This is a genomic window from Kosakonia sp. H02 (assembly GCA_030704225.1).
GTDB lineage: Bacteria > Pseudomonadota > Gammaproteobacteria > Enterobacterales > Enterobacteriaceae > Kosakonia.
Genome location: CP131915.1, coordinates 3,915,570 through 3,927,627, shown reverse-complemented (window position 1 = coordinate 3,927,627; position 12,058 = coordinate 3,915,570). Strand labels below are relative to the sequence as shown.

The following is a 12,058-nucleotide window of genomic DNA, read 5'->3' as shown; positions in this document are numbered from 1 at the left end:
TCTCCCTGTGGGGGGAGGAGGCTTCGCCCCATCGTGAATTTTTTTCACCTTCGCTGAACATTCCTCACGCGTAATAAAGATTTTTCTGTTGACGCATTAACCGAATTCCGTCATTTTTACATCCGGACGTCTAAACGTATAGAAGTTCACAACCAACAGACAACGACTTGTGATTGATGAGGTAAGGTATGAGCTTTTTTCACGCCAACCAGCGGGAAGCCCTGAACCAGAGCCTGGCGGAAGTACACGGCCAGATTAATGTTTCCTTTGAATTTTTCCCGCCGCGCACCAGTGAAATGGAACAGACCTTATGGAGCTCCATCGATCGCTTAAGCAGCCTTAAACCGAAATTTGTTTCGGTGACTTACGGCGCGAACTCCGGCGAGCGCGATCGCACACACAGCATTATCAAAGGTATTAAAGAGCGCACCGGGCTTGAAGCCGTGCCGCATCTGACCTGCATTGACGCCACGCGTGATGAACTGCGCACCATTGCTCAGGATTACTGGAATAACGGGATTCGCCATATTGTGGCGCTGCGCGGGGATTTACCGCCGGGCGGTGGGAAGCCGGATATGTATGCCGCCGATCTGGTGACATTGCTGAAAGAGGTGGCGGATTTCGATATTTCTGTCGCCGCTTACCCGGAAGTCCACCCGGAAGCGAAAAGCGCGCAGGCCGATCTGCTTAATCTGAAACGTAAAGTTGACGCCGGTGCCAGCCGAGCCATTACGCAATTCTTCTTTGATGTTGAAAGCTATCTGCGTTTTCGCGATCGCTGCGCGTCAACGGGTATTGATGTAGAGATCATCCCTGGCATTCTGCCGGTATCCAACTTTAAGCAGGCGAAAAAATTCGCCGATATGACCAATGTGCGCATCCCGGCGTGGATGTCACAAATGTTCGAAGGGCTGGATGATGATGCGGAAACCCGCAAGCTGGTGGGTGCAAATATCGCCATGGATATGGTGAAGATTTTAAGCCGCGAAGGGGTGAAGGATTTTCACTTCTACACGCTGAACCGCGCCGAAATGAGTTATGCCATTTGCCATACGTTGGGCGTTCGCCCGGCGATCTAAAATAATCCTCTGGATGGCGCTGCGCTTAACCGGCAATCGCAGCGCCACCGGGTTTTCTATTCTAAATGTTATTCCCACTCACCTAAAAAACGTTTGCCGTACTGGTCGGCGACCAGCAGCGCGGCATACACCTGATCCGGCGTTGCGCCGCCCGGCATATTGTGAATGGTTTCGCCTTCCGCGCAGGCCGCCTGTGCCACAATGCGCATCTTCGTCGGGATATCGGTTTTGATATCCAGTTGCGCCAGCGTAATCGGCAGACCGACGGTATGGCACAGCGCGGCGACGGTTTCGATCTCCTCTGTCGGCGCGTTTTCCAGCACCAACTGGGTTAAGGTCCCGAACGCCACTTTCTCGCCGTGGTAGTAGTGATGCGTATCCGCAATGGCGGTTAAACCATTATGGATGGCATGCGCCGCCGCCAGCCCGCCGCTCTCAAAACCTACACCGCTGAGGAAGGTATTCGCTTCCACTACGCGCTCCAGCGCTGGCGTGACTACATGCTGGTCGGCGGCCATCATCGCTTTTTCACCCTCCTCCAGCAGTGTGTTGTAACAGAGCTCCGCCAGCGCCAGGGCAGATTGCGTACATTGCCCGCCCGCCATGGTTTTTGCGCCACTGCGTGAACAGGCGCGGGCTTCAAACCAGGTGGAGAGCGCATCGCCAATGCCTGCCGCCAGTAAACGCGCGGGCGCACCGGCGACGATTTTGGTATCGACAATCACGCGGTCAGGGTTATTGGGAAGCAACAGATAACGGTCGAACTCGCCGTTGTCGGTATAAATCACCGACAGCGCACTGCAAGGCGCATCGGTTGACGCAATCGTTGGGGCAATCGCTACTGGCACCTGCATGAAATGCGCCAGCGCTTTCGCCGTATCCAGCGTTTTACCGCCACCGATGCCCAGCACTGCGCCACAGCCAGCTGTCTGGGCAATACCGCGTAAGCGGTCGATTTCCGTTTGTGAACATTCGCCGCCGAACGGCACCACTTCACAGGCCAGCCCGGCATCGGCCAGACTTTTTTGCAGCGTTTCCTGGGCGAAGCCGAGAACAAATTTATCGCCGACGACCAGCCAGCGGTCGCCCAGCGGTTTGAGATAGTCGCCGAGACGGGTGATAACGTCTGCACCCTGGATGTACTTGCCTGGCGACTGGATGATGCGATCCATATACTGCCTCCTTATTACATGTTGAGGTTGCCAAAAGCCGTTTTCCAGTCCTGCTCAAACTTCTCAATGGCTGACTCTACTGCTGGCGTATTGAGCATTTGTTGCGCTACATCTAAAGGAAGCGTAATAGCCTCGCATCCAGCTAACAGACAATCGAGGGCCTGGCGTGGTGTTTTGAAACTGGCGGCCAGCACCTTGCTTTCTGGCGCGTGCAGTTTCAGCAAGGTTTGCAGCTCCTGCACCATGCGCACACCGTCGCCGCCTTGTGCGTCGACGCGGTTAACGTAAGGCGCGACATATTTCGCCCCGGCCAGCGCGGCCAGCAACCCTTGCGCTGCGCTGTATACGGCGGTGCCGAGCGTCACAATGCCCTCTTTTTTCAACTGTTTGATTGCGGCAAGGCCTTCTGCGGTGACCGGGATTTTCACCACAATGTCCGGCAGGGCATTACTGAGGCGTTTCGCCTCGTTCACCATGCCGTCCGCGTCTCGACTCATCACTTGTGCAAACAGCGTTCCCTGCGGGCCAAGGACGTCTTGCAGGCGGGGCAATACATCCCACACAGCGGTTTTACCCGCCGCGATAATACTGGGGTTAGTCGTCACACCCGCCAGCGGATAAATACGCGCCAGGCGTTCTACTTCCGCAACGTTTGCGGTATCCAGATACAGTTCCATCGTGCTTCCTCCGATAACATTTCTGCTCACAGGATACGAGTGCGGGCCGGTTGCCTGCCATATAACAATTCTGCCAAACACTGGACAAATGTACGCTCAGTGGCAAAGTGAGATTTTGCTCACAAATTACGTTGCAATAGGGAGAAAAGAGGGTTTGGAACGGGGTGAGACATGAAGCTGTGCGTTTTTAACGTACAAAAATCCAGAAGCAAGCTTATTTCTCACTGAGATGGCTATGGTATTGCTGGCGATACTCGGAAGGGGATCGTTCGGTGTTTTTGCGAAACAGGCGGCAGAAGTAATTACTGTCGACAAACCCGCAACTGTGCGCCACTTCTTTAACTTTCAGGTCGTAGCCTTTGAGCAGCGTTTTCGCATGCTCCAGCCGGGTGTGATTGAGGTACTCATTAAAACCAATGGCACCGGTTTTCTGAAACAGGTGAGAGAGGTAATTGGGCGAAATATAAAATGCCTGCGCAACGGATTCGCGGGTCAGCGGCAGAGCGTAATGTTCGTCGATGTAGTCGCGAACGGCTTCGAACAACGCCTGGGTACGGGACGCGGTCTGGATCTGGCTGCCAAGCAAATCGTGGCAGTGGCTAAGCAGGCTGGTGACAATCAAACGGGCCGTTTGCTGTTCGGCGGGCTGCATCTGCATTTCATGCAGGGTTTGCAGCAGGAATGAGCCCACGCGCGGGCCACGGCGGGCAACATGCTGTTTCGCCAGGTTTTGTAGCGCCATGCCATCCCACTGCATCACGCTAAAGCTCAGTTGCTGCTTGCCAAACAGCACGCTCAGGGTCGTTGCCGGTGCCAGCCACTGTTGGTAATTCCAGCCGCCTGCGGGAACATACAAAACATCATGCTGCGTCATCAGCGAGGTTCCGCCGGCAATGCCGGTATCGGTTAGCGCGCCATCCAGCACGATTTCCAGACGCGGAAAATCGACCTGACAGGCCAGCGCAGGTACCGTTCCGTTCACGGCCGCGAAGCGGATTTTCCGAAGCGTAGCCGGGCCGTTTATCAGGCGGGAGAGAAGATGAGTGACGTCGTGGCTCATGATGGTCCTGGTGATAAAAAACAGGACAACCATAGCGCCGGGGCGAAAAAAAAGCCATCCCGCAGGGGATGGCCCGAACACGTTTACTGATTGGCGATCTGATCGCCATAAGGCAGCGCGTCGTAATCACGCAGCGCATTTTTCTTGTACGGGTTGCCGATCCAGCGGGTCGCCTCGACAAACTGCGGGCTGACGACAGAACGCGTCGCATCGTAACCGTCATAGCGTAAACCCGCCAAATCTGACCAGGTATGAATCAACTGCGAGCTGCTGTATTTGCGGTTGACGTCAGCGGCGAAATCACGCGGATGTGCGGCCTGCCATTTATCCGAGGTCCAGAGGATAAACGGAATGGTGTACATATGGCGCGTGGGTTCTGCTTCGTTACGCCCCTGAATATTATGCGGCGGCGTGTCGTAGACCTCTTCACCGTGATCGGAGAAGTAGAGCAGGAAGCCGTCAGGATCCGTCGCTTTGTAATCCTTAATCAGCGAGGCGACAACATGATCGTTAAAGCGGTTGGCATCATCATAGCTGTTGTAAGTCTCGGACTGATCGTGATCCAGCCCGGCGGGCTGATGGTCGGTCTTATCCGTAAATTTTCCCCAGTCTTGTGGATAGCGGAAGTCGTAACGAATATGCGTACCCAGCAGATGAACAATAATGAATTTCTTCGGCGCGGGATCGGCAAGCACGGTTTTAAACGGTTGCAAGACGTTCGTGTCATATTCACGGGCGCTCTGCGTGCGTTGCTGGTTCATATAGAACTGCACATCCGTCTGTTTTGAGAACACCGTCAGCATGGTGTTGCGCTCGGTCATTGTCTGCTGGTTGGTTATCCAGAAGGTTTTATACCCGGCCTGCTTCATCATGTTCATCAGCGAAGGCTGGGTGAGATAAAGGTCGGGATGCTGCTCATCCGCAAAGGTCAGCGCCTGTTGCAGGATTTCGATGGTATACGGGCGCGACGTCACCACATCATTGAACAGGGTCATACGCGGATCGCTTTTATGTAGCGCATCCAGTTCCGGCGTCGTTTCGCGCGGGTAGCCATACAGGCTCATATGACCGCGCTGCGTGGATTCGCCAATCACCAGCACCAGCGTACGCGGCGCATCACCGGAGGTATCGTGCAGATTCGCCAGCGGCGGCAAGGCATGGTTGCTGTCGAGCAGTTTATTAAGACTGCTTAACTGGTGACGATACTGCACGTATCCCATCACCAGTTGCCACGGCGCGGCAGGCTCCAGCCTGGAGGTCAGGCCCGAAGAAGCTTTGGCGAGATCCTGTTTGTTCTTCAGCATATTCATCGCCACCGGATGGAGAATCAATCCATACAGCAGGACGAATGAAACCAGCCAGCGCCACGGGGTTGGGATATAAACCGGGCGCAGGCGCGTCCAGAGGAAAATCGCCCCGGCCGTGTAGGCCAGCGCAACCAGCACCAGCTTCAGGCTAAAGTACTGGCCTAAAAACTCGCTCGCTTCGTGGGAATTGGATTCAAACATCACAAACAATACGCTCTGCGAGAACTCTTGCCCGTAAATGACGTAGTAACAGAGCATCGACAGAGAAGCCGCCCACAACACGATGCCGATCACGGCGGCCAGAATGCGGGTGTAACGCGGTAACAGGAAAACCGGAATAAGCCATAAGGAGCTAAACAGGACAGAGTCACGGAACCCGTTGGTTCCACTGTAGCCGCTCGTCAAAATAGCTATCTGCAATACCGTGGAGAAATACCAAAAGTAGAGAAGCACCCATCCAAGGGCTTTCACACTAAACGTCTGTTTAGCGTGAGTGTAAGTGGAACGCATACGAAGAGCCTGTGTGAGTAAATAGCGCCAAAAAATAGCGACTAAAGCTTAAGCGAACCTGAATGTTGTCTATTCAGGCAGATTTCTTTTAGTGAACATTCATCAATGAGAGTGAATTTCGGAAGGAATATAGGGAATATGAAGGAGATATGACAATCAAATTTTGCAGCATTTTTATCCACTGGACAAAAATGCTGCATTTGTTGAGCGTTGGTTGAAGTTGGGCTTTTAGCCGGTGTTACGCATCCCCGCCGCGACACCGGCGATGGTGACCATCAGCGCTTGTTCGACGCGGCTGTCCGACTCTTTGCCTTGTTCTTCCGCCAGGCGCGAACGGTGCAGCAATTCGGCCTGCAAGACGTTTAACGGGTCGGTATAGATGTTGCGAAGCTGGATGGACTCGGCAATCCATGGCAGATCGGCCATCAGGTGCGAATCGTTAGCAATGTCCAGCACCACTTTGATATCCGCTTCCAGCAGCTTGCGCAGCTCTTCGCCCAGCGGCCACAGTTCCGGTTTCACCAGGCGCTGATCGTAATATTCCGCCAGCCACAGATCCGCTTTCGAGAAGACCATCTCCAGCATGCCAAGGCGCGTTGAGAAGAACGGCCAGTCGCGACACATGGCTTCCAGCTCGCTCTGCTTGCCGTCTTCCACCACTTTTTGCAGCGCCGCGCCTGCGCCGAGCCAGGCCGGAAGCATCAGACGGTTCTGCGTCCAGGCGAAGATCCACGGGATTGCGCGCAGAGATTCAACGCCGCCGGTCGGGCGACGTTTCGCCGGGCGGGAACCCAGCGGCAGTTTACCCAGTTCCTGCTCTGGCGTTGCTGAGCGGAAATAGGGAACAAAGTCTTTATTTTCGCGCACATAGCCGCGGTACATCTCGCAGGAGATCTCTGACAGCTCATCCATAATATGACGCCATTCCGCTTCCGGCTCCGGCGGCGGCAGCAGGTTGGCTTCCATAATGGCGCTGGTGTACAGCGACAGGCTGCTGATGGTGACTTCCGGCAGGCCGTATTTAAAGCGGATCATCTCGCCCTGTTCGGTCACGCGCAGGCCACCTTTCAGGCTGCCCGGCGGTTGCGAAAGCAGTGCCGCATGCGCTGGCGCACCGCCACGCCCGATAGAACCGCCGCGACCGTGGAACAGCGTCAGTTCAATGCCCGCTTTTTCGCAGGTTTTAATCAGCGCGTCCTGGGCCTGGTATTGCGCCCAGCTTGCGGCCATCACGCCCGCGTCTTTTGCGGAGTCGGAATAGCCAATCATCACCATCTGTTTGCCCTGGATAAAGCCGCGATACCAGTCGATATTCAGCAACTGGGTCATTACGTCGTCGGCATTGTTCAGGTCATCAAGGGTTTCAAACAGCGGCGCGACCGGCAGCGCGAAACCGATGCCGGCTTCTTTCAGCAACAAGTGGACGGCCAGCACGTCGGACGGCGTTTTCGCCATCGAGATCACATACGCGGCGATGGATCCGCGCGGCGCTTCGGCGATCACCTTGCAGGTGTCCAGCACTTCGCGGGTCTCGTCGCTCGGCTCCCACTGGCGCGGCAGCAGCGGACGTTTGGAATTGAGTTCGCGGATCAGGAAGGCTTGTTTGTCTGCTTCTGACCAGCTTTCGTAATCGCCAATGCCGAGATAGCGGGTCAGTTCGCCCAGCGCTTCGGTATGGCGGGTACTTTCCTGACGAATATCGATACGCACCAGCGGCACGCCGAAGCACTTCACGCGGCGTAAGGTATCGAGTAGTTCGCCGTTGGCGATAATGCCCATGCCGCAGGCTTGCAGCGATTGATAACAGGCGTACAGCGGTTGCCAAAGTTGCTCATTCTGCGTCAACAGCCCGGCGGGTTTCGGCAATTTCTGGCCTTTCAGACGCGCTTCAAGCCAGCTTTGCGTTGCCATCAAATCGCCGCGCAGCTTTTTCATCAGATAGCGATACGGCTCGCGTGCACCTTCAGCGCCAGCCAGCTCGCGCAATTCGTCGGTACACTCCACCATCGACAGTTCAGAAATCAGCAACTGGATATCTTTCAGGAACAGATCGGTGGCTTTCCAGCGGCTGAGCAACAGTACGTGGCGGGTGATATCGGCGGTGACGTTCGGGTTGCCGTCGCGGTCGCCGCCCATCCAGGAGGTAAAGCGTACCGGCACAAAATCGACCGGCAGCTTGTAATTCAGGTTCTCTTCCAGCTGTTCGTTCAGCTCACGCAGGTAGTTTGGCACCCCTTCCCACAGGCTATTTTCCACCACTGCAAAGCCCCATTTGGCTTCGTCTACCGGGCTTGGGCGGTTTCTGCGAATTTCATCAGTGTGCCAGGACTGCGCAATCAGCTGGCGCAGACGGCGCATCAGCTGGTGGCGTTCATAATCGGCGATATCGCTGTTATCCAGTTGCTTTAAGCAGGCATTTACTTCCACCATTTTATGGATCAGCGTGCGACGCGTGATTTCGGTCGGGTGCGCGGTCAGTACCAGCTCCAGCGACAGCGATTCAATCGCTTTGATGATGGTGGTTTCATTGAGATGAGGTTGGTCTTTCAGCTTTCTGATGGTGCGGGCAATCACTTCCGGGTTGTTAGCGGCTTCGCCTTTCGCTGAAATGCTGTGGTACTGCTCGGCGGTGTTCGCCAGATTCAGAAACTGGCTGAATGCACGCGCGACTGGCAGCAGCTCGTCATTGGACAGATTCTGCAAGGTGGTGAGCAGTTCCTGGCGGTCGGCTTCGTTACCGGCGCGAGACGATTTGGACAGCTTACGGATTGTTTCGACGCGGTCGAGAATGTTCTCGCCCAGTGCATCCTTGATGGTATCCCCCAGCAGTTTGCCGAGCATACTGACATTACTACGCAACGCGGAATATTGTTCGTTCATGTTACCCCAGACACCCCATCTCAATTTATTTTGTTATACCTGCCGTTGAGCAGATATCAGACACCGTCTTTTATAAAGCCACGTAAAATTCATCGCGTCAATTGCGGCGAAATCGGTTCAGCAAACGAATAAACGGTGGCAATTTATGAAATTTAATTCACTTCGGGCCAGATAAGTTTCGCTTATGAAAATCACCCTTCGCGTGCATAAAAATCCCCTCAAAAGAGGGGACGATAAAGCGATGAACAGCCGTTAATGCCAGCAGAAATGGTGCACAACTTGCGTAATAAGTTCGCGCGTCGGCTTAATAAAGCGTGTTTCCAGGTATTCATCCGGTTGATGCGCCTGGTTGATTGAACCGGGCCCCAGCACCAGTGTCGGGCAGAGCGTTTGAATAAACGGCGCTTCGGTACAATAGTTCACCACATCGGTTTTTACCCCGAGTAAGTTTTCCACCACTTCCACCAATTGATGATCCGGCGGGCATTCGTAACCGGGGATTGGCGGATGCAGCTCAAACACATTCAGTCGACCCGGCCAGCGAGCACTGACCGGCTCCAGCGCCTCATTAAGCAGACCGTTCAGATCGTTGAGCGTCATGCCTGGCAGCGGGCGAATATCCATATGTAATTCACAGCAGGCGCAAATACGGTTTGCCGCATCACCACCGTGAATATGTCCAAGGTTCAGCGTCGGGTACGGCACGGTAAAGGCGTCGTAGTGATAGCGCTCTTTCAGGTTGTCGCGCAGTTGCAGAATATGGCCGATGGCGTCATGCATCAGTTCGATGGCGTTGACGCCGCGCGCTGGATCGCTGGAGTGGCCGGACTGGCCGAGAATGCGAATGCCGTTAGAGAGATGGCCTTTATGGGCGCGAACCGGTTGCAATGACGTGGGTTCGCCGATAATGGCGCAATCCGGGCGCAGTTGCGTATTTTCCGAAAAATAACGCGCGCCGGCCATGCTGGTCTCTTCATCGGCGGTGGCAAGGACATACAGCGGCTTGCTCAGTTTTGTCACATCGACGTCACGCAGCGCATCGAGAATAAATGCAAAAAAGCCTTTCATATCGGCAGTGCCAAGGCCGTAGAGCTTGTTGTCATGCTCGGTCAGGGTGAAAGGATCGCGCGTCCAGCGCCCATCATCAAAGGGCACCGTATCCGTGTGGCCGGTTAACAGCAAACCGCCTGCACCGGTTCCCGCGCTGGCAAGCATGTTGAATTTATTGCGCGTGCCGGGCACCGGCTGCACTTCAACAGTGAAACCGAGGTCGCCAAACCATCCTGCCAGCAAATTGATTAAAGACGCATTGCTTTGATCCAGTGCTTCTTCCGTTGCGCTGATCGACGGAGTGGCAATCAGGGCGCGGTAAATCTCGATAAATGGCGGCAAATTCATTTTCATTGTTGACATACCTGAGTTCGTGATAGTATCAATATTCATGCACTAAATGTGAATAAAAATACAATAATGTTGAGCGTAAGGGAACCCGCGAGGCGACTTTGCTCAGCGACGCGGGAGGGATGCTGAACCCTTCCATGGCCGAACATGACGTAAGAAGGTAGACCGCCCCGATGTTGAACACATTAATTGTGGGTGCCAGCGGTTACGCCGGCGCAGAGCTTGTGACCTATGTAAATCGCCATCCAGATATGAACATAACCGCTTTGACGGTTTCTGCGCAAAGTAATGATGCAGGAAAATGTATCTCTGATTTACATCCGCAGTTGAAAGGCATTGTTGATCTCCCGCTACAGCCGATGGCAGACATTGGCGACTTCCTTGACGACGTCGATGTTGTTTTCCTCGCCACGGCGCATGAAGTGAGCCACGATTTAGCGCCAGTGTGCCTGGCGGCGGGCTGCGTGGTGTTCGATCTCTCCGGCGCGTTCCGCGTTAACGATCCCGCGTTTTATGGAACATTTTATGGTTTTACCCATCAGCACGCCGATCTGCTTGCGCAGGCGGTTTACGGCCTGGCGGAGTGGAACCACGATCAAATCAAAGAGGCGCAACTGGTTGCCGTGCCGGGTTGCTACCCGACAGCGGCGCAGCTGTCGTTAAAACCGCTGATCGATGCCGGGCTGCTGGATCTCAACCAGTGGCCGGTGATCAACGCTACCAGCGGCGTAAGCGGAGCAGGGCGCAAAGCGGCGCTCTCCAACAGCTTTTGTGAAGTGAGCCTGCAACCGTATGGCATCTTCAACCATCGTCACCACCCGGAGATCGCCACGCATCTTGGCACCGATGTGATTTTCACTCCGCATCTGGCGAGCTTCCCGCGCGGGATCCTGGAAACCATTACCTGCCGTTTAAAAGCTGGCGTGACGCACGCGCAGGTGGCGGATGTGTTCAAACAAGCCTATGACAGCAAACCGCTGGTACGTCTGTATGACAAAGGCGTTCCGGCGCTGAAAAATGTGGTTGGCCTGCCGTTTTGCGATATCGGTTTTGCCGTGCAGGGCGAGCATCTGATTGTCGTCGCCACGGAAGATAACTTGCTGAAAGGCGCGGCGGCGCAGGCGATGCAGTGTGCCAATATTCGTTTCGGCTATGCTGAAACTCAGTCTCTTATCTAATCGAACAGGCGTGATGATGAATCCATTAATTATTAAGCTCGGTGGCGTACTGCTGGATAGTGAAGAAGCGCTGGAACGTTTGTTTACCGCACTGGTGCAATACCGCGCATCTCATCAACGTCCGTTAGTGATCGTCCACGGCGGCGGTTGCGTGGTCGATGAGTTAATGAAGCAGCTTAATCTGCCGGTGAAAAAGAAAAACGGCCTGCGTGTGACGCCCGCCGATCAAATCGACATTATTACCGGCGCGCTGGCGGGTACCGCCAATAAGACGCTGCTGGCATGGGCGAAAAAACATCACATCGCCTCGGTGGGCCTGTTCCTCGGTGACGGCGACAGCGTAAAAGTGACGCAACTGGATGAAGAACTCGGCCATGTCGGTTTAGCGCAGCCGGGTTCACCAAAGCTGATTAATGCGCTGCTGGACGGTGGTTTTCTGCCGGTGATCAGCTCCATCGGCGTGACTGATGAAGGTGAACTGATGAACGTCAATGCGGACCAGGCCGCGACCGCGCTGGCGGCAACGCTGGGTGCAGATCTGATCCTGCTCTCTGATGTGAGCGGTATTCTGGATGGCAAAGGCCAGCGCATTGCGGAAATGACAGCGGCCAAAGCTGAGCAATTGATTGCGCAGGGCATTATTACCGATGGCATGATCGTGAAAGTGAATGCGGCGCTCGATGCGGCCCGCTCGCTGGGTCGCCCGGTGGATATCGCTTCCTGGCGCCATGCCGAACAGTTACCGGCGCTGTTTAACGGCACGCCGATTGGCACGCGTATTCTGGCTTAATCAC

General features: G+C 54.9%; 9 protein-coding genes. 3 read left to right on the top strand and 6 right to left on the bottom strand.

Features of this window, described 5'->3' with window-relative positions:
• Positions 1 to 188: 188 nt before the first annotated feature.
• On the top strand, positions 189 to 1,079 hold the full coding sequence (gene metF / locus Q5705_18410; protein WLI76524.1) for a methylenetetrahydrofolate reductase: 891 nt from the start codon (positions 189 to 191) through the stop codon (positions 1,077 to 1,079).
• A gap of 68 nt (positions 1,080 to 1,147) precedes the next feature.
• Here the strand turns inward: metF and Q5705_18405 are convergent, their stop codons facing one another.
• The 6 genes from Q5705_18405 to argE form a co-directional block, all read right to left on the bottom strand.
• Positions 1,148 to 2,251 carry a glycerol dehydrogenase gene (locus Q5705_18405; protein WLI76523.1) on the bottom strand — a complete coding sequence of 368 codons (1,104 nt, stop codon included), beginning with the start codon at positions 2,249 to 2,251 and terminating at the stop codon, positions 1,148 to 1,150.
• 14 nt (positions 2,252 to 2,265) lie between these two features.
• Positions 2,266 to 2,928: a fructose-6-phosphate aldolase gene (fsa, locus tag Q5705_18400; GenBank protein ID WLI76522.1), complete on the bottom strand. Its 663-nt coding sequence runs from the start codon at positions 2,926 to 2,928 to the stop codon at positions 2,266 to 2,268.
• 214 nt (positions 2,929 to 3,142) lie between these two features.
• On the bottom strand, positions 3,143 to 3,988 hold the full coding sequence (locus Q5705_18395) for an AraC family transcriptional regulator (GenBank protein ID WLI76521.1): 846 nt from the start codon (positions 3,986 to 3,988) through the stop codon (positions 3,143 to 3,145).
• An 83-nt stretch (positions 3,989 to 4,071) separates the two neighbouring features.
• The gene (locus tag Q5705_18390) at positions 4,072 to 5,805 is read right to left on the bottom strand and encodes a phosphoethanolamine transferase CptA (protein ID WLI76520.1); all 1,734 of its coding nucleotides are present in this window, start codon (positions 5,803 to 5,805) and stop codon (positions 4,072 to 4,074) included.
• Positions 5,806 to 6,033: 228 nt separating this feature from the next.
• Positions 6,034 to 8,685 (bottom strand): phosphoenolpyruvate carboxylase, encoded by a 2,652-nt coding sequence (gene ppc, locus Q5705_18385; GenBank protein WLI76519.1) that lies wholly within the window; start codon positions 8,683 to 8,685, stop codon positions 6,034 to 6,036.
• A gap of 252 nt (positions 8,686 to 8,937) precedes the next feature.
• Positions 8,938 to 10,089 (bottom strand): acetylornithine deacetylase, encoded by a 1,152-nt coding sequence (argE, locus tag Q5705_18380; GenBank protein ID WLI76518.1) that lies wholly within the window; start codon positions 10,087 to 10,089, stop codon positions 8,938 to 8,940.
• A gap of 170 nt (positions 10,090 to 10,259) precedes the next feature.
• On the opposite strand from argE, the gene argC reads away from it, so the two are divergent.
• Together argC and argB are read left to right on the top strand one after the other, a co-directional pair.
• Complete coding sequence (argC, locus tag Q5705_18375) at positions 10,260 to 11,264, top strand: N-acetyl-gamma-glutamyl-phosphate reductase (protein WLI76517.1); 1,005 nt, start codon at positions 10,260 to 10,262, stop codon at positions 11,262 to 11,264.
• A gap of 13 nt (positions 11,265 to 11,277) precedes the next feature.
• Positions 11,278 to 12,054 (top strand): acetylglutamate kinase, encoded by a 777-nt coding sequence (gene argB / locus Q5705_18370; GenBank protein ID WLI76516.1) that lies wholly within the window; start codon positions 11,278 to 11,280, stop codon positions 12,052 to 12,054.
• The last annotated feature ends 4 nt before the right edge of the window (positions 12,055 to 12,058 follow it).